Here is a 20,567-nt window from a genome sequence, read left to right on the forward strand (position 1 = left end):
ATAGGGTTATTCCTATATCTATATTTATACTAAATTAATTAGGGGGAAAATTTATGAATAATATTAAAAAAACTTTGTTAATTGCATCAGTTCTAGCCTTGGGGACAAAAATGGGTATGGACTTAAATGCTGTAAAGGCTTATGCAGCAGAAAATGTTTCAAGTAGTAAAATTGTAACAAGTGAAAAAGCTTCTGAGTCGGGGAACAATGCTGTTAATAATAATGAAATAAAGACTCCAGATAATAGTTATGAAGAACAGGCAAAAAATCTTCAAGTGCAAGCAGATGTTAAAAAAAATGTACAAGGTACTGTAAATAATACTCAAACATCTTCAAATGAAACAGATGAAGAAAAATTAATTGCTAGTATTAATGCAGGATCAGAAAATTTATCAGATTATAACTCCTTGGGATTTACAAACGTGAAGCCAGATAATATTAAGGTTATGGAACAGCAGATAAAGAATGCTAGGACAAGTAAAGGTGCAGATTTGACAAAGGATGAAATTGGAACCACTATAGCAAACACTTCAGATAGCATCAAAGGCATTTTTGATAGAATGACTAAGGGAACAGCAGTAGTTAGTGATTATCAATTTCTTTTAATAACACAGGTAAATAGTAATAATTTACAAGATATTAATTCATGGTTAACAGGAAAAAGATATGCCTTAATAAGTAAAATATTAAGTACTGTAGATAAAATAACAACAGCGGTTTCAAATATTAATAATGCCAATGACCACGAAAGTGATTTTACTGCACTGCAAATTTATAATGTACAGGAAGATTTAGTACCTTTCTTAAATGAAAATATAAGTGCTGCTAAAAAAAATAAAGGTAGTGATTTGAGTTCATCCGAAATTAATACTGTGGTAAAGGATTCTTTAAGTAAGCTTCAAGATGCTTTAGAAAGAATTAATTTAGGTCAAGGTACTTTGGATGATTATCACTTCATTGGAGCAGCTAATGTAGATGAAAATAATTTAGAGGATGTAAATGGATGGGCAAACGGTAAAGGATGGTTTGAAAGAAATAATGCAATTGAGGAGATAAATTCAATTGTAGAGCCATTAAGCAGAATAAATTCTGGAGATAGTACAGCAGCAGATTATGATGCCATACAAGTAGATGGAGTAGATGACAACAATATTGATAATATAAAATCGGTTATAGCTGAAAAAAAGCAGCTTAAAGGGAAAAATTTAAATATAGCAGAAATAAAATCCGCAGTAGAGGAGTACAAAACTGTATTGGATTTTTATGACCTAATAAAAAAAGGAACTGCAAAGGTATCTGATTATAATGCTATTGGATTGACAGGTGTTACGGAAGATAATGTGACAGATATGAATGAGCTGTTAAAAAATAGAGATATAAAAACATTAAATAAGCTTCAAGATAATATAAATTCTATAATTAAATCCTTAAAAAACATTAATGCAGGAACGGATACTCCGGATGATTACACAAATTTAAATATTAGTTCAGTAACACAAGATAATATATCCTTCATAAGAGATGATATAAAAACTGCAAAACAAGCTAATGGCAGCGATTTAAATAAAGGAAAAATACAGGATTCTGTTAATAATTCTTTAAAGCGTCTTTCTGCAATGGACAGAATAAATGCAGGAAGTGCAGCCTTAGATGACTATAATTTGCTTGGGATAGAGGGTGTTACCAGTGACAATTTAACCTTTGTAAATAATCAAGTTAAAGGAAGCAATTGTAAAACTATAGATGAGCTGAAAACTAAAGTATCAGATGCTTTAAAGCTATATGATTCATATAACAAAGTAAATAATGGTGATGCAACGTACGATGATTATTTAAAGATAGGAATTGTAATAAAAATTGAAGAGGTAACCTATTATAATGGAGTATTTAAAGGCAAAAATTACTTTACTCTTGAGGAGCTTAAAGTTGGAATTAACATAGCTGTTAGGGTGAGGATTTCTACTGAAAATATAAAAAATGGAGTAGGTTCTGTAGAAGATTTTACAATAGCAGGATATACAGGAGTAACAGAAGAAAATATTAAATATATAAATAAAGTAATAATTGAAGGAGGAGATGCATCGCCAGAAGCCATTAGCAATATAATAACAGAAGTTAACGTTGAAATACAAAGTTTAAAAAGATGGAGTTCTGGACAAGTTACTGCAGAAGATGTTAAGTCTTTAGGATTAAGCATAGTTACAGAAGAAAATATTTCTTATATCATGGATAGGGTGGTTAAAAATACATATTATAGCAAGGTTGAGTTGATAGAAGCGGTTGAAGCTATAATAAAGGAAAAAGAAATATATGAAAGAATCAATTTAGGTCAAGCAACTGTAGCAGATTATGAATATATTAAGGTAACAGGGGTTACCTCTGTTAATATAACCTCCATAAATGACTATGTTAAAAGTGGAAATTTAACTACAAGAGAAGAACTTCAAGCAAAAATTGATGTGGTTATAGAACAAACACAGTCCGTAGCACATACAGATGTTGTTATAGGAAGAGTTAATTTAGGGGAAGCAAATATAAGTGACTTTGAGTTTATGGGAATAACTGTAGTTAACTCATTTAATATACAATATGTAGATGATCATTTAAAAGATGATAAATATACAACAATCGATGCAATTAAGGCAGCTGTTACGGTGTTTGTAGGACAGTATAGTATTTATGAGGAGATAAATAAAGGGACAGCTACTTTAGATATATACAATTCCTTAGGTATTACAGGCGTGACGACAGAGAACATAACATATATAAATCTAAATATCAAAGAAAGTAGTTATTTTAATGCTTCTGATATACAAACTAAGGTAAACGCATTAATAAGCGTATATGGTTATTATGAAGAAATAAATAAAGGAGAAGCTACTGTAGATGTATATACTTCCTTGGGTATTACAGGAGTAACGAAAGAAAATATAATATTTATTAATACTTATATTAAAGAAGGACAGTATTTTGATTTGACATCTTTAAAAAGCAGTGTAGAAGTACTTGAAGAAAAGTATGAGGCTTATGTAAAAATAACTTCAGGAAAGGCAGTTGTTGGAGACTATACAAAGGTAGGAATAAAAGATGTAACAGAAGAAAATATTGCTTATATTAATTTAAATATAGATTTGCAGAATTGTTTTGATACACCAACGGTTCAGGCTAGAATAGAAGTACTTGTTAAGCAATATAATTCTTACATTGTAATTAGTAAAGGTAGTGCAACTGTAGAAGACTATGAAGCTATAAACATAACAGGTGTTACAAAGGATAATATAAAGTATATAAATTGTGAATTGAAAGGCACAAATTTTGCTGAAAGTGCTGAGGTTCAAGCTAAAGTAGATGAAGTAGTTAAAGTTTATGAAGAGCTTGTTAGAATAAATCTGGGTACAGCTTCAGTAAATGATTATACAGCTATTGGAGTTAGTGGAGTTGCGGATATTAATATAGCCTTAGTAAACCAAGATATGAAAGAAAAAGGTTATTTAAGTGTGGAAGAAATAAAACAAAGAATAGATGCTGTTTTTAGTCTTCAAACTGTTCTAGGAAGAATAAATTCATCTGAGGGAATCTTAAGTGACTATGAAGCAGCAGGGGCTGTAGGTGTTACTAATGAAAACTTAGCGTATGTAAACACCAACATTAAAGGAAAGTTATTTGAGTCACTTGAGGATGTTAAAGCATCTGTGAATGAAATTGTAGCGCAGTATGAAATAAGTATTAAGATAGAACAAATAGTACAAAGAATCAATTTAGGTACAGCATCAGTAAGTGATTACAACTACATTGAGATTACAAGTGTAACTGACGAAAATGTAGATGCAATAAATGCAGATTTTAAAGGAAAGGGTTACAGTGATATTGAAGAGATTCGTGAAAGAGTGAATGTAATAATTAAAATTAAGGCTGCATTAGATAGGGTGAATTCAGGTACAGCTTCATTAGAGGATTTTAGTACTCTAGGTATAACAGAGGTTTACAAGGATATCTTGGTGTATGTTAATAGTGATTTAAAGGGCTTAAATTATAAAACTATAGAAGATGTACAAAAAAGAATAGATGAAAAAATGAATGTATATGTATTCTTAAACAAGGTAAACCTAGGAGAAGCAGTTTTAACTGATTACACTTCTTTAAATATAACAGGTATAGACGCAAGTTTATTTGTTTATGTAAATGAAGACTTAAAAGGTAAAAACTACACGACAATACAAGAAGTTCAGGATAGGATAAGTAGCAGGGTAAGTATATATGCAATAATAGAAAAAATAAATAAAGGACAAGCAGTACTTACTGATTATTCAACCCTTGGAATAACAAATGTGGATAGTAGTATAATTATATACATTAATGCAGATTTGCAGGGGAAAGATTTTAAGACAGTAGAGGAAATAGAAGAAAGAATAAGTGCTGAAATAAATATTTATAAGGCACTCCAGAAAATCAATGCTGGAGAGGCAGTGCTTAGTGATTACGGAATTTTAGGAATAACAGGATTGGATTCAAACTTAGTAGTGTATGCAAATGCAGATTTACAAGGGAAAAACTATACTAATGTAGATGAAGTAAAAGTTACAATTGAACAAGATCTCAATGTATACCAAATTTTAAAGAAAATAAATGATGGTACTGCCAGCTTGAACGATTATAGTGAAGTCAATATTACTGAGGTTATTGATTACAATTTATACTATGTGAATGCAAGAATAAAGGGAGCAAATTTAGTAACCTTAGAGGCTGTCCAAGAAAGAATTTTAAATTTAGTAAATTCTATTCAGATATCAACAGCTTCTGGATATATTAAAGATGCTTCAACTGGTAATTTTGTAGTAGGTGCAGCAATTAAGTTTAAAATAAATGATGGAACTGGCATTGATAAATATCTTTCTAAAAATGGAGTAGAAATTGTTGTATATACAGATGCTAATGGAAAATATAGTGTTGATTTGCCAGAAGGAAACTATACGGCAGTAGCTCAAATGGACGGATATATTGCTCAAGAGTTTTCAATTATAGCTAATGCAGCAAATGAAAGTGTACAACAAAACACGGCTTTAGTACCAATAAGAAATGATGAAAAATATAGTATAGTACTAACCTGGGGGGTAGTTCCAAGAGATTTAGATTCACATCTTACAGGAACAACAGCAGATGGAACAATATTGCATGTGAATTATAATACTAAGAAGGCTTATGACAATGGCAAGGAAGTTGCAAGCTTAGATGTTGATGATCAATCTAGTTATGGACCAGAAACAGTTACACTTGATGTTGACGGTAATGGAACTTATAAATATTCAGTTTTCGATTATAGTGATCAGTCAAGTACAACTTCAAATTTAATGTCAAATTCAGGAGCAAAGGTAAATGTATATAAAGGGAATCAACTGGTTAAAACTTATACAATTTCTCCTAATGAAGTAGGAGATGTTTGGAATGTATTTCAAATTGTAAATGGGCAAATTGTAGATGTTAATACAGTAGGATACACTAAGGTTCCAGAGTAATATTTACTAAGTTTATAGATAATAAAAGCGAGTTTGCAGAAATGTAAGCTCGTTTTCTATTATGTATAAGGAGCATGAGTTAATGGAAAAATGCTGAACTATTTTAATACATAAATCAAAAAAAATTTTATTTAACGACTCAATTATACAAAATTCAACAATAATCAGTGGTATAATCTGACTCTATGGATAAGCTGAAAAACGATAAAAGATATGTTGAAGGAAAAATACAATTGTTATCAAAGTACATTGGAATTAGTTATATAATAAGAGGTGCATAGGATATGGAGAACAAGTATATTATGGAAAAATTAATTTGGACAGAGTGGGACTTTGATAAAATGAAGTGGCAGAATTGTAATATTTATGCCTTTGCATTTGATAAGTATAATTATAAATTAATGATTGATATTGACTACATATTTGAAAGGATAAGTTCTAAAAACGAAGGTGAATATTATAAGTTTTTGGTTTCACCTGCTACATTGGTATTTGAAAATGTACATAAGCTGGAAATGCATATGGATAGTAATAGTGATTTAGAAATACATATTAATAAAGTATATAGAGAAGAAATAAAACATCTCAGCATAAAGGATTATGTAAGTAAAAGAGTAGAATGGAAATGGATAATTGATACAAAAGAAGGCAAAATAAGCTTTTATTCTACTGGGTTTAACATGTACATAAGAAGACAGCCTATATTGCAGCAAGCTCAAGGTATTGAATTTGTTAAAAGAGGGTGGATATCGTTTTACCAGGGGAGCTTGGATAATTTATAGTAATACTTTTAGGTTTGTCTAGTCACTTGAAACCTATAACAAAGGACACCATACTAAAATCCAATATTTTATTTAGTAATACCCATTAGAATCATCTAACTTATGATATAATAGGGTATTATTAAAGTTTTAATATAATTTATAAAGCTGAAAGGTGGATTTTATTGTGACAGGAAAAACTCATATTAGTATAGGCTTGATGTCTTCTGCAGCAGTTCTTTCAGTAAATAATCCAACGCCTGAAAATATAGCGGTGGGTCTAGCAGTTGGAGTTTTAGGAGCGTTAATGCCAGATATAGATACAAGCAGAAGCAAAGTTAGCTATAATTTACGAAAGATAGTAGTGTATGCTGCACTAGTTATAGTAGGTGCGTATATTTTAATGGCTAATTTTTATCCTGAAGTTGAAAAGACTAATTTATTTCTTAAAAATATGGGAGTATATAAACTTAAAGATTATATTCCTTATAATTTGAAACTTTCAAATGCAGGATTATTAATTATTGTAGGATGTATTATATTTTCTAAGTTTACAAAACACAGGAGCTTTTCACATAGTATATTAGGTCTCATATTGTTTACGGTGGGAGTTAAGTTATTACTAGGAAATATATTTATTTATTTTGCTGTAGGTTTTATATCCCATATGGTGGCAGATACCTTTACAAATAGTGGAATAGAAGTTTTTTACCCAATCAAAAAAAAGATATCCTTAAAGCTTGTTCATACAGGATCTATGTTAGATCACTTTACAGGTGGATTAGCTTTTATAGTTTTTTTAGCTATAATTTTGAAAATAAAATAATTGCATTAAAAAACATAGTGAAGACAATATGGTTTTTGCTATGTTTTTTGTGTATTGTATAAAAAATAAATTTAAAGTGAGACAATAAGTGTTTTTATAAAGTACTTCAAAAATGTAATTAATTCATGGTAAAATATACATAGTAATAAATATAATGTAAAATGCAAAGAAGTTAAGGTAACTAGTAATAAATTCATACATTATATGAGTAAAATCTATGTATACGATTTCTTTGAATTTAAAGCAAGTTCACTAGAAAAATATACTTTACTTTTAAATAGAAGAAAAAATATTATAAAAATCAATGAGAAGGTGTGTTATGTTAAGTGAATTTCCAAAGAATTTTTTGTGGGGAGCATCTTCAGCAGCCTACCAGGTTGAAGGGGCTTGGAAAGAAGATGGAAAAGGAGAATCTGTATGGGATAACTTTTCTAAGATTCCTGGAAAAACTTTTGAGGGCACAAATGGAGATGTTGCAGTAGATCATTATCATAGGTTTAAGGAAGATGTTGCGTTAATGGCAGAAATGGGGCTTAAGGCCTATAGATTTTCTGTGTCTTGGTCAAGAATATATCCTAAAGGAAGAGGAAAAGTAAATTTAAAGGGTTTAGAATTTTATAAAAATTTAGTAGATGAATTACTTAAGTATAATATTGAACCAGTTCTTACGTTATATCATTGGGATTTACCACAGGCGCTTCAGGATTTATACGGAGGTTTTGAATCAAGAAATGTAATATCTGATTTTGAAAACTACTGTATAACCTTATTTAAGAACTTTAAGGATAAGGTTAAATACTGGATAACCTTTAATGAACAAAATGTATTTACAAACCTAGGGTACAGATGTGCTGTTCATCCACCAGGTATTAAAGATATAAAAAAATACTATTTAGCAAATCATATTGTTAATTTGGCCAATGCTTCAGCAATAAAAGCATTTAGAAAATATGTTCCAAATGGAAAGATAGGACCAAGTTTTGGAATGGGACCAGTGTATTCTTTTGATTGTAAGCCTGAAAATGTCTTAGCAGGGGATGAGGCAGAGGAGTATTTTAATCATTGGTGGCTTGACGTATATTGTTTCGGAAAATATCCAACAATTACTTTAAATCGTTTAGAAAAGTTAAAGGTTATGCCAGAAATAACCAAAGAGGACTTACAGCTTTTAAGAGAAGCTAAGCCTGATTTTATAGGACTAAATTATTATCATGGTGGAACTGTTATGGCAAATGACAATGTAATTAGAGAAAACTTAGATAAAAAAGATCCTTATTTAGTTGAAAACAGTGAAGAAGATAAGGGATTTAAGTATATTTCTAACCCATTTCTTAAGAAAACGGAATGGAATTGGGAAATAGATCCACAAGGCTTAAGAATAGCTTTGAGAAGATTAACTAATAGATATAATTTACCAATTTTAATAACGGAAAATGGTATTGGAGCGGTTGATAGACTTGAAGAAGATGAAAGAATAAATGATGATTATAGAATAGAGTACTTAAAAGCACATGTGTTAGCCTGCAAAGAGGCTATTGATGATGGAGTACAGTTAATTGGTTATTTACCTTGGTCATTTACTGATTTGTTAAGTTGGCTTAATGGTTATAAAAAAAGGTATGGCTTTGTTTATATAAATAGAGATGAACATTCACAAAAGGATTTAAGAAGAATTAAAAAGAAAAGCTTTTATTGGTACAAGGACGTAATAGAGAAAAATAGTGACAATATTTATGGGAGGTAAGTAATTATGAAGTTTACTAACGGCTATTGGCTTATTAAAGAAGGATATAAAATAATAAATCCAAAGGTGGCTTATGAGATTAAGATAGAAGACAAAAAAGCTACTATTTACGCACCATGTACTACTATTGAAAATAGAGGGAAAACTTTAGATGGAGGAATGATAACAATAGAAATAACCTCTCCTTTAGAGGATGTTTTAAAGGTTCGCATATATCATCATGCTGGATACTTAAAGGTTGGACCTTATTTTGAAATAGAAGATAAAAAATTGGACTTAGTTTGTGAAGAGAGCTCTTTACAAGTGAAGATAAAATCGGGAAATTTATGCGCTAAGGTAGATAAAGAAAATTGGAGGATAGGTTTTTATAATAAAGAAAAGCTTATAACAGCTAGTCTGCCAGGAGGAATTGGATATGTAACAAAGGGTGAAGAGGAAAGTTATGTAAAGGAAGAACTTAGTATAGATGTTGGAGAACTCATATATGGATTAGGAGAAAGATTTACTCCATTTGTGAAAAATGGTCAATCAGTTGACATATGGAATGCAGATGGGGGAACCGGAAGTGAACAATCTTATAAGAACATACCTTTTTATGTTAGTAATAAAGGTTATGGAGTATTTGTAAATCATCCAGAAAAGGTTTCTTTTGAAGTTGCATCAGAAAAAGTATCAAGGGTGCAATTTTCTGTTGAAGGAGAGTATTTAGAGTATTTTATAATAAATGGACCTAGCTTGAAAAAAGTAATAGAGAACTATACAACCTTAACGGGTAAGCCAGCCCTTCCACCGGCTTGGAGCTTTGGACTATGGCTATCAACTTCTTTTCTTACAAATTACGATGAAGAAACTGTAAATAGTTTTATTGATGGAATGAAGGAAAGAGATATCCCTCTTGATGTATTTCATTTTGACTGTTTTTGGATGAAGGAATTTGAGTGGTGCAACTTTAAATGGGATGACAGGATGTTTAAAAATCCTGAAAAAATGCTTAAAACAATAAAGAGTAAAGGAATAAAGACTTGTGTTTGGATAAATCCATATATAGCTCAGAAATCTCCTTTATTTAATGAAGCAGTTGAAAATGGATATCTTCTTAAAAGAGCTAATGGAGAGGTATGGCAGTGGGATATGTGGCAAGCAGGAATGGGAGTTGTAGATTTTACTAACCCTAAGGCAACTGTATGGTTTCAAAATAAACTAGAAGAATTAGTAGATATGGGAGTAGATGCTTTTAAAACAGATTTTGGAGAAAGAATACCAACGGATGTAGTTTATTATGATGGCTCGAATGCAAAAAAAATGCACAATTATTATACTTATCTATACAATAAAACTGTTTTCGATTTGTTAAAAAGAAAAAAGGGTGAAAAAGAAGCAGTTTTATTTGCAAGATCAGCCACTGTAGGAGGACAAAAGTTTCCAGTTCATTGGGGTGGTGATTGTACTTCAAGCTATACTTCCATGGCAGAATCTCTAAGAGGAGGACTTTCCTTTACTCTAAGTGGCTTTGGTTTCTGGAGTCACGATATTGGAGGGTTTGAAAATGGAACTACAGCAGATTTATATAAGAGATGGACACAGTTCGGACTACTTTCCACTCATAGCAGATATCATGGAAGTGGTGAATACAAGGTTCCTTGGATATATGATGAAGAAGCTGTGGAGGTTACAAGAAAGTTTACAAAACTAAAGTGCAGTTTAATGCCTTATTTATATAAAAATGCATGTGAAACTTCTGAAACAGGTGTGTCTATGGTTAGAGCTATGGTGTTAGAGTTTATGGAGGATGAAGCTTGTTCATATTTGGATAGGCAATATATGCTTGGAGACAGTTTGCTTGTAGCACCTATATTTAAGGAAAGTGGTAGAGTTAGATATTATATTCCAAAAGGTAGATGGACAAATATCTTAACTAATAAAGTTTTAGATGGTGAAAGGTGGTATGAAGAAGAATATGATTATATGAATTTGCCTCTTTTAGCCAGGGAAAATTCTATAATAACCTTTGGGTATATAGATTCTAAAGCTGAATATGACTACACTAAAAATCCTTCATTTAATATATTTGAGTTACAGGAAGAAAAAATAGCTAAAAGCTGTATTTATAATAGTTTGGGTGTTAAAAAAGTTTTAATAACAGCAGTAAAAAAAGATGATGAAATAAAAATTGCAACTAATGGAATTAAGGGAGAATACAGTATACTTTTAAGAAATATTAAAAAGGTCTCAAGAGTATCCTCTGGCAAATGGCAGTCTGAAGCAGACGGGGTGAAAATAGAGTTAAGCTGTGATAAGCTTACAATTAAACTTTAATCTAGTTAAAAATACTCTAGGTATCTATTACTAGAATATATGAGTATGGAGGGTTGCATTAATATTTGATTGGACATTAAATAAGAAAGACGAAGAAACCTAATATTTTTCTATATTAGATTAAGTCATGGAAATATTAGAAAGTATTTTACAGAGGGGGTTTAAGAGGTGAAGAAGTATATAGGATTTGATATTGGTGGAACAAGGGTTAAGCATGCTGTTATATATGATAATGGAGAAATAAAGGTAAAAGGTGCCTATGATACAAACTATAAATGTAGAAATAAATTCATAGAAGATATTTTAAAAGTCATTAAAATCTATAAATTAAAGTATGATATTTCAGGAATAGGAATAAGTATGCCTGGTTTTGTAAATCCTTGCACAGGGCATACAGAAAAAGCGGGTGCTATTGAAGTTATGCATAACCAAAATTTGAAAGAGATTCTTCATGATAATATAGAACTTCCAATAGAAATAGATAACGATGCAAATTGTGCTGCCTTAGCAGAAAGGTACAGCGGAAATGCAGTGAATTGTAATGATTATGTTCTGATGACCGTTGGAACTGGTATTGGGGGTGCTATAATTACAGATGGAAAATTATTGTATGGCCATAACTTTAGAGGTGGAGAAATAGGATTTATGACAATAACAGAAGATACAGATGGGGTTAAGACAATAAGTGAAAATTGTTCAACAAGAGGTCTTTTAGAGGAATATAAAAAATATAAGAACATAGATAAAGAGGCTTCAGTAGATGGGAGAGAAGTTTTTGAGGCGGCAAGAGAGGATAAAGAACTTAGTAAGATAATTGATGCTTGGTTTGAAAGGTTATCACGTGCTGTATTTAATCTTGCAGTTATTTTAAATCCGGAGAAAATACTAATTGGAGGAGGAATAAGTGAAAGGAAGGACTTTGTTGAAAATATATTAAATCACTTAGAGAAAAACAAGTATTGGGAAGATTTAAAGGTAGAAGTAAGCGCATGTAAACACAGAAATGATGCTGGCATTATAGGTTCTGTCTATAAGTTTTTATCATAACCTAAAAAAAGATGAGGGTTATCATGAATATTCTAAAAATAATGGTAAAAAGCATTTACAATTGTAGGAATAAAGGATTAATTTAAAATTATATAATAAAAGCTATGACTACTATATTAATGATAGTATATTCTCTTAGAAGGATGGCTTGAATAAAATTCTATCTAACCGTCTAAGAATAATATTATTTTAATATAGTAGTTTTTGTTTTTACAAATTGGATACAATATGAGAAACAAAGAGTTAGTACGAGATATAAAGGGTTATTTATCTATGATACATATACTTTTTAATAAATTGAGTATTTTATTTAGATTTGATAATATAGTAGTATGGTTTAGAAAAATTAGTAATAATATATTATTAAATATTATGTATTTAAGTAGCACTATAGGTTGTTTTATGCCATTAATATGATATAATACTTTTGGGTTTTAAGTAAAAGTTTTGCTATAACAGGTGAAATTTCATACTTGAATTTTACATATTTGCTATAAGTTATTTATAGTAAGGTTTAACTTTATGTATGCTTAAAAATAAAACTTTAGGACACTATAGCGCATATATAAATTTTTATGGTTGCAATGTGTTTATAAACAAATGTTTAATATAATCAAGGAGGGAAATTCATGTTTGATAATGATATATCCATGAGTTTAGTAAGAGTAACAGAAGCAGCAGCACTACAATCTTCAAAGTATATGGGAAGAGGAGATAAAATTGGAGCTGATCAAGCAGCAGTAGATGGAATGGAGAAGGCATTTAGTTTTATGCCAGTAAGAGGCCAGGTTGTAATAGGAGAGGGAGAACTTGATGAAGCTCCTATGCTTTATATAGGTCAAAAGCTTGGTATGGGAAAAGACTATATGCCTGAAATGGATATAGCAGTAGATCCTTTAGATGGAACGATTTTAATTTCTAAGGGACTACCTAATGCAATAGCAGTAATAGCAATGGGACCAAAAGGAAGTTTACTTCATGCCCCAGATATGTATATGAAGAAAATTGTTGTGGGACCTGGAGCAAAAGGTGCTATAGATATAAATAAATCTCCTGAAGAGAATATTTTAAATGTAGCAAAGGCATTAAACAAGGACATATCTGAATTAACAGTTATAGTTCAAGAAAGAGAAAGACATGACTACATAGTAAAAGCAGCTATAGAAGTTGGAGCAAGAGTTAAGCTATTTGGTGAGGGCGATGTTGCAGCTGCACTTGCTTGTGGTTTTGAAGATACTGGAATAGACATACTTATGGGAATTGGAGGAGCTCCAGAAGGAGTTATAGCCGCAGCAGCTATCAAGTGCATGGGCGGAGAAATGCAGGCTCAGCTTATACCTCATACTCAGGAAGAAATAGATAGATGTCACAAAATGGGAATAGATGATGTAAATAAAATTTTCATGATAGATGATTTAGTTAAAAGTGATAATGTGTTTTTTGCAGCTACAGCAATAACAGAATGTGATCTTCTTAAGGGCATAGTATTTTCTAAAAATGAACGTGCAAAAACCCATTCCATATTAATGAGATCTAAAACTGGTACAATAAGATTTGTTGAAGCTATTCATGACTTGAATAAAAGTAAATTAGTGGTAGAATAAAATTAAAATGTTCGATTTACGGCGAAGGGGGATAGTAAATGCAGGTAAGTATTGAAGATATAATAGAAAATCTCGATTTAGAGGTCTTGGTTAAGGGGAAAGATGGAATAAAACTGGGGTTAAGTGATATAAACAGACCAGGACTACAGTTTGCCGGATTCTATGATTATTTTGGCAATGAAAGAGTGCAGGTTATAGGAAAGGCTGAGTGGAGTTTTCTAAATGCAATGCCTCCAGAAATAAGAGAAAAAAGAATTAGAAAATATTTTCAATTTGAAACACCATGTATTGTTCTTGCAAGAGGATTGAAACCACAAAAGGAACTTCTTGATTGTTCCAAAGAGTACAATAGGTGGCTTTTAAGGTCAAAGGCTCAAACTACTAGATTTATAAATAAAATAATGAACTATCTTGATGACAAGCTGGCTCCTGAAACAAGAATTCATGGAGTGTTAGTTGATATCTATGGATTAGGTATACTAATCACTGGAGAAAGTGGAATCGGAAAAAGTGAAACTGCACTTGAGCTCATAAAAAGAGGGCATAGATTGGTTGCAGATGATGCTGTAGATATAAAAGAAATTGAATCAGTTCTTGTTGGAAAATCACCATACATAACTTCTGGTATGCTTGAGGTTAGAGGAATGGGAATAATAGATGTTCCAGCACTTTATGGTCTTAGTTCTGTTTTGTCAGAAAAGAATATAAATCTTGTAATATACCTTGAACAATGGAAAGAGGGAAGAGACTACGATAGACTTGGTACAGATGATGAACACATAAAAATTTTAAATATTCCTGTGAGAAAAATGACGCTGCCTATACGTCCAGGGAGGAATGTTGCTGTTATAATAGAGGCAGCAGCTGCTAATTATAGATATAATTTAAGCAGTAAAATATCTCCTGTAGATACTATTAATAAGAGAATTGAAGAGTCTACAAATTATGATTAATAGTAAAAAAGAACTTAGGAAAAATATGGTTTTAAAAAGGGATTCTTTAGAGCCAGATTTAAAATCAATAAAGGATAATATGATTTATAATAAAGTCATAAATAGCATACAATATAAAAGTGCTAATAATATATTTGTGTTCGTTAGTTACAAAAGTGAAGTTGATACTCATAATATAATAAGAACAGCAATTGCAGATGGAAAAAAAGTTTTTGTGCCGAAGGTTATTTCCAAGGAAAAGGGAATGGAGGCAGCAGAAATTAGAGGTTTTTTTGATTTAGAAAAGAGTGCTTATGGAATTTTAGAGCCTAAAAGTTCAAATTACATAGAGCCAGAGAGCATAGAACTACTGTTAGTGCCCGGACTTGCATTTGATGAAAGTGGAGGCAGGATAGGTTACGGTGGTGGATTTTACGATAGATATATGAGTCTTTTAGATAAGTCAGCAGTAAAAGTTGGAATATGCTATGACTTTCAGGTAATAGATAAAGTTATTATGAATATTAACGATGTTCCAGTTGATAAAATTATTGTAGGCTAAAGAATTTCATTATTTGAGGAGGTTAAATTTATGCCAAATGATTTATTAAAAGAATATAAGAATGCATGGGATAAGTACGACGATAAACAATTAAAGGAAGTTTTTGCATTAGGAGATAGATTTAAAAATTTTATTTCTAATTGCAAGACAGAAAGAGAATGTGTAACAGAACTTATAAAAACAGCAGAAAAAAGTGGATATAGAAACATAGAAGACATATTAGCAAAGGGTGAAACGCTTAAGGAAGGCGATAAGGTTTATGCTAATAATAGAGGAAAAGGATTAATAATGTTCCTTATAGGAAAAGAACCACTTTATACCGGGTTTAAAATATTAGGTGCACATATAGATTCTCCTAGACTAGATTTAAAGCAAAATCCGCTTTATGAAGACACTGATCTAGCTATGCTTGAAACTCATTACTATGGTGGCATAAAGAAATATCAATGGGTTACACTGCCTCTAGCTATACATGGAGTTATTGTTAAAAAAGATGGAACTATAGTAAATGTATGTGTAGGTGAAGATGATAATGATCCCGTTTTTGGTGTTTCAGATATATTAGTTCATCTTGCAAGTGAGCAGCTTGAGAAAAAGGCAAGTAAGGTTATTGAAGGAGAGGACTTAAATATATTAATAGGCAGTATTCCGCTTAAAGATGGAGAAGAAAAGCAGAAGGTAAAGCATAATATAATGAAAATACTCAATGAAAAGTATGATATTTCAGAAGAGGATTTTGTGTCTGCAGAGCTTGAAATAGTTCCAGCAGGAAAAGCTAGAGATTATGGATTCGATAGAAGTATGGTAATGGGATACGGACAGGATGATAGAATATGTGCGTATACATCCTTTGAAGCTATGCTTGAAATGAAAAATGCGAAGAAAACTTGCATTACAATACTTGTAGATAAAGAAGAAGTTGGAAGCATAGGTGCAACTGGTATGCAGTCAAAATTCTTTGAAAATACAGTAGCAGATATTATGAGTCTATGTGGAGATTACGATGAGCTAAAGCTTAGAAAAGCACTTTACAATTCAGAAATGCTTTCTTCAGATGTAAGTGCAGCTTTTGATCCAAATTATCCTAATGTTATGGAAAAAAGAAATTCTGCTTATTTAGGAAAAGGTATAGTATTTAATAAATACACTGGTTCAAGAGGTAAGTCAGGATGCAATGATGCAAACCCTGAATATATAGCAGAGCTTAGAAGAATATTAAGTAAAGAAAGTGTAAATTGGCAAACAGCTGAACTTGGAAAAGTAGATCAAGGTGGTGGAGGAACAATCGCATATATACTTGCAGAATACGGTATGCAGGTTATAGATTGTGGTGTTGCTTTATTAAATATGCACGCTCCATGGGAAATTTCAAGTAAAGCAGATATATATGAAACTAAAAATGGCTATTCAGCTTTCTTAAATAATTAAAAAGAACCCTTGTGGGGTTCTTTTTTTATAATAAAATTGATAAATAGTTTTATTTTGAAAGCAGGATATCTATGTTATTCTCATCTAAATATATTTCTCCAATTCTTCCATGCTTCGTGTCGCTTGAATCATCCGTATGAAAGTCAGAACCTGCGGTAACAAGCTTATTATAAATTTTTGCTAAACTCAAAAATCTTTCAGTATCAGATTCGGAATTCATTGGATAAATAGCTTCAATACCATCAAAATCAAGTTTTAAAAAATCTTCTATTGGAGTTTTCTTAATTAGAACGGGATGAGCTAAAACAACCACTGCATTTGCAGCCTTTAAAAGTTTAATTCCTTCTTCCACACTTACTTTTTTATTAGGAATGTATGCAGGACTTTCTTTGTTCAGTATATTGTTAAATATATATTCGTAAGTATAATTATAGCCCTTTGCAAGAATTGCACGTGCGATATGTGGTCTTGCAATAACATTGCTTGCTTCTTTTAGAATGCTCGCATAATCTAATTTTATATTAAAGTAAGTATCTAAGTTTTCAACTATTTTTTTGGCTCTCCATACTCTATAATTCTGCATTTCTGTCAAGAAATTTTGAAAATCCTTATTTTCGTAGGAAATATCTCTGAAGTATCCAAGGATATGGATGCTTTCTCCATTTTTGAGAGTTGAAAGCTCAATACCTGGAAGCACTTTAATACCCAGTTCATTTCCTACAGCTATTGCTTTTTTAACGGAAGACGTAGTGTCATGGTCAGTTATAGCAAGTATATTTATACCAGCAGTTTTTGCTAGTTCTAATACTTTTTCTGGAGTATATTTTCCGTCTGATGCATTTGTGTGAATGTGAAAGTCACCTTTAAGATACACAAAATCCCCTCCTTTAAACTGCATTGTTTATAAAAATAATATACCAAAAATTAATTCATTTGTCGATTTTTAAAGTTACCTTGGTATGATGTAAGTGCAAAAATTATATGGATTACAAGAAGGTGGTATATCCTTTATATTAAGGAAGTCCTTAGGATAGTAGCCGTCCCAAGGATATACAGCAGCATAGTTCTCGTCATATACATCAATAACAAACTTTGAATTTGAGAAGGTTAAAAAAAGTCTATACATAGGTTTAGCGGGAAGTTTTGAAGGCTTGTTTATGTAATTATGTTTCTTCAAATGAACTAAAAAGTCCCTTATTGTATCTATTTCAGTGGCAGTTAAATTGTGATTTTTATAATATGAGGTATCTATCAAAGAAAATTTTAAAGCCTTCTCTTTTACAAAACTTTTTGCAAGCAGATTAGTATAATAAAAGTTAAAAGGTTTCTTCTTATCTATAAGTTCATTGCAGCCTGAAAAAGATGTACAAAAAATCACTAATAGAATTAGGAAAGTAATTTTTTTTGCTTTAATGATAATCACCAGCTTACTTAAATTCATTTATAGGGTTCCCAAAACAAGTTAGAAACCCTATATAATCTAAAATATGAAGAGAATTTTTATTTTATTACAAAGTTAAGTAAGACTTTTCTTGTGGAACTTTTCAATGTATGGTTCTGCATGTATTACAGTACAAGAATCAGGAAAAACTCTTCTTATTTCATCTTCAATTGAGGAACATATATCATGTGTTTCTTTTAGAGAATCTGTGCCAACTATTTGTATGTGAATGTCTATTTCTCTTGTATTTCCGCATCTTCTTGTTCTAAGTTTGTGATATTCCTTGATGTTGGGATATTTTTTTACTATTTTAACTATCTTATTTATATCATCTTTATCCAAACTGCTATCTACTAAGTCTCTTAAAGATTTTTTTATTAAGTCAACTGCGGTTTTTATTATGAGTATTGCTACTAAAAAAGCTGTTATTGAGTCAATAATTTTTATATTAGTTAATTTTAATAATACGAGTCCTAAAAAAACACCTAAGGAAGTAAAAAAATCTGTAAAGAGGTGCATACCATCGGCTTCAAGGGCAATAGAATTTGTATCCTTAGAGGATTTTAAAAGTATTATAGAAATAAATAAGTTAACAGCAGAAGAGATAAGCATTATATATATACCTGAATCTATATTTTTCACATGTGAATTAGATACTAATTTATTAAAGGCTTCGTAAATTATCATTATTGCGGCAAACATTATGAGTATTGCTTCAACAAAACCAGATACGTTTTCATATTTGCCATGGCCAAATGGATGGTCGTCATCTTCTTTTAAGGAGGATTTCTTTATAGAAAAAAATGCTATTAAACTAGCTATAAGATCAATAGAAGAGTGAACCCCCTCTGATAGTACACTAATTGAATTCATTGTTATACCAGCAGTAAGTTTGAAAATTATTAGCATGCTATTTGATGCTATAGACAGAACTGCTGAATTTATTTTTTTCATTTTAATCTCTCCAATTCATGTTTGTGCTTGTGCAAAGAATTTTTAAAAAATCTAGTTTTAATATATAATATACATATAGAGTATTAGCTTATTGATGTATAATAATTCATAATTTAAGAGTTTTACTAGAGCATATTAAAGACAGCCTTAATAAACTTATACATTTAAGATTGGTATAAGCTAAGGGTGCATAAGGAACTCTATATATAGTATTAATTCTGGATACGTTTCGTGAGAAAAAATTATTAAGAACTTGGGGTAATAAAATGAACAAAAATAATAAGTATAAGGCAACTATGCTATTGGCTATTTTTGCAGGTGGATATTTTATAAGTAGTGCGTTTAGAAGTAACTTTTACGGAGGGTTAATGGAAAGTATATGTGAAGCTGCACTTGTGGGTGGCATAGCAGATTGGTTTGGAGTTACTGCTATTTTTAAGAAGCCTTTTAATATAAACTGGCCTAAAAGAATATTTAGAACGGACATACTTAGAGAAAATAAAGAAAAGTTTATTTTTACTATAGTTGATATGGTTCAAAATGATCTTTTAAGTAGGGAAAAGATTAATAACAAAATTAAAAATTATGATTTTTTTTCTTTTATATTAAATATGAAGCTTATCAATGATGGAACCTTGGAGACGTTATTTTCAGAGGATGCACTTCAAAGGATATTAAAGAAAAGAGTATATGAAAACAAAGTATATGTAGATAAGGCTTTATCAAAAGTTTTAGAAAGCAGTATCTATGATGTGGGAATAAATGCTATTATTGATAAAGTTGTAGGAATTTTGAAAAGAGAAGACAGTGCAAAATTTATTTCTGAAATAGTTGATAGAACTATAAATAGGTATGAAAAGGACAGCGCGGGAAGAAGATTTGCAACAAAAATTATAGTGAGTACTGTTTTAAAGGGAGATATTAAGTTGGCTCCATACATTATTATAGATAGAACTATACAAAGATTAAATGATATAAAGATGAACAAAGATAAGTACAGGAGTAAAATAAAAGATCTTATATTGGATGTTTACGAAGATGGAGATGAAGAAAAAATATCTTCAATATTGAGTTCAGTAAAGGAATGTAGTATTAGATGTAAAAATTGTTCTGAAAACTGTGAAATGATTGATTATAAAGAAAGTGAAAATATGTTTTCGAAATTACTTATTAGAGTTGTAAATAGTTTAGGAAAAGAACAAATAAACAAATACATAGTTCATATTATTGAAAGAATTTTAGATTCTAAGCATAAGGAAATAGGGGAATTAGTAAAAGAAAGCTTAAATAAATATAATGATGAAGAAATAATAAACTTAGCATATGATAAGGCTGGAGATGAACTTCAACTCATAAGAATAAATGGTTCTGTTGTTGGAGGAATAGTAGGTATGTTAGTATTTTTAATTACAAAAATATTAGTTTGAAAATAGGACGGT

General features: G+C 30.7%; 14 protein-coding genes. 11 read left to right on the top strand and 3 right to left on the bottom strand.

Annotation, left to right across the window (positions count from 1 at the left end):
* Positions 1-53 precede the first annotated feature (53 nt).
* From CA_RS05735 to CA_RS05785, 10 genes are all read left to right on the top strand, one after another.
* A complete protein-coding gene (locus CA_RS05735; RefSeq protein ID WP_010964396.1) occupies positions 54-5,513 on the top strand; it encodes a carboxypeptidase regulatory-like domain-containing protein in 5,460 nt (1,819 codons plus the stop codon).
* A 302-nt stretch (positions 5,514-5,815) separates the two neighbouring features.
* Positions 5,816-6,295 (top strand): hypothetical protein, encoded by a 480-nt coding sequence (locus tag CA_RS05740; protein WP_241393169.1) that lies wholly within the window; start codon positions 5,816-5,818, stop codon positions 6,293-6,295.
* Positions 6,296-6,461: 166 nt separating this feature from the next.
* Positions 6,462-7,100 (top strand): metal-dependent hydrolase, encoded by a 639-nt coding sequence (locus CA_RS05745; RefSeq protein ID WP_010964398.1) that lies wholly within the window; start codon positions 6,462-6,464, stop codon positions 7,098-7,100.
* A gap of 319 nt (positions 7,101-7,419) precedes the next feature.
* On the top strand, positions 7,420-8,844 hold the full coding sequence (locus CA_RS05750; RefSeq protein ID WP_010964399.1) for a glycoside hydrolase family 1 protein: 1,425 nt from the start codon (positions 7,420-7,422) through the stop codon (positions 8,842-8,844).
* 6 nt (positions 8,845-8,850) lie between these two features.
* Entirely contained in the window at positions 8,851-11,160 is a 2,310-nt protein-coding gene (gene yicI, locus CA_RS05755; protein ID WP_010964400.1) for an alpha-xylosidase, read from the top strand.
* A gap of 168 nt (positions 11,161-11,328) precedes the next feature.
* Positions 11,329-12,207, top strand: coding sequence for an ROK family protein (locus CA_RS05760; RefSeq protein ID WP_010964401.1), 879 nt, complete (start codon positions 11,329-11,331; stop codon positions 12,205-12,207).
* A 629-nt stretch (positions 12,208-12,836) separates the two neighbouring features.
* Entirely contained in the window at positions 12,837-13,811 is a 975-nt protein-coding gene (gene glpX / locus CA_RS05770) for a class II fructose-bisphosphatase (protein ID WP_010964403.1), read from the top strand.
* A gap of 38 nt (positions 13,812-13,849) precedes the next feature.
* Positions 13,850-14,764 (top strand): HPr(Ser) kinase/phosphatase, encoded by a 915-nt coding sequence (gene hprK, locus CA_RS05775; RefSeq protein WP_010964404.1) that lies wholly within the window; start codon positions 13,850-13,852, stop codon positions 14,762-14,764.
* Positions 14,757-15,305 carry a 5-formyltetrahydrofolate cyclo-ligase gene (locus tag CA_RS05780; RefSeq protein WP_010964405.1) on the top strand — a complete coding sequence of 183 codons (549 nt, stop codon included), beginning with the start codon at positions 14,757-14,759 and terminating at the stop codon, positions 15,303-15,305. Before hprK ends, CA_RS05780 begins: the two co-directional genes overlap by 8 nt.
* Positions 15,306-15,335: 30 nt before the next feature.
* The gene (locus CA_RS05785) at positions 15,336-16,733 is read left to right on the top strand and encodes an aminopeptidase (protein ID WP_010964406.1); all 1,398 of its coding nucleotides are present in this window, start codon (positions 15,336-15,338) and stop codon (positions 16,731-16,733) included.
* A gap of 49 nt (positions 16,734-16,782) precedes the next feature.
* On the opposite strand, the gene CA_RS05790 is transcribed toward CA_RS05785, so the two are convergent.
* The 3 genes from CA_RS05790 to CA_RS05800 form a co-directional block, all read right to left on the bottom strand.
* Positions 16,783-17,607, bottom strand: a complete 825-nt coding sequence (locus tag CA_RS05790) for a PHP domain-containing protein (protein ID WP_010964407.1) — start codon at positions 17,605-17,607, stop codon at positions 16,783-16,785.
* 75 nt (positions 17,608-17,682) lie between these two features.
* A complete protein-coding gene (locus CA_RS05795) occupies positions 17,683-18,174 on the bottom strand; it encodes a DUF4883 family protein (RefSeq protein WP_010964408.1) in 492 nt (163 codons plus the stop codon).
* Positions 18,175-18,249: 75 nt separating this feature from the next.
* A complete protein-coding gene (locus CA_RS05800; protein ID WP_010964409.1) occupies positions 18,250-19,128 on the bottom strand; it encodes a cation diffusion facilitator family transporter in 879 nt (292 codons plus the stop codon).
* Between the two features lie 266 nt (positions 19,129-19,394).
* Here CA_RS05800 and CA_RS05805 point away from each other — a divergent pair, with 266 nt between their 5' ends.
* Positions 19,395-20,555, top strand: coding sequence for a DUF445 domain-containing protein (locus CA_RS05805; protein WP_010964410.1), 1,161 nt, complete (start codon positions 19,395-19,397; stop codon positions 20,553-20,555).
* Positions 20,556-20,567 lie beyond the last annotated feature (12 nt).

This window comes from Clostridium acetobutylicum ATCC 824 (assembly GCF_000008765.1).
Taxonomy (GTDB): Bacteria; Bacillota; Clostridia; order Clostridiales; family Clostridiaceae; genus Clostridium_S; species Clostridium_S acetobutylicum.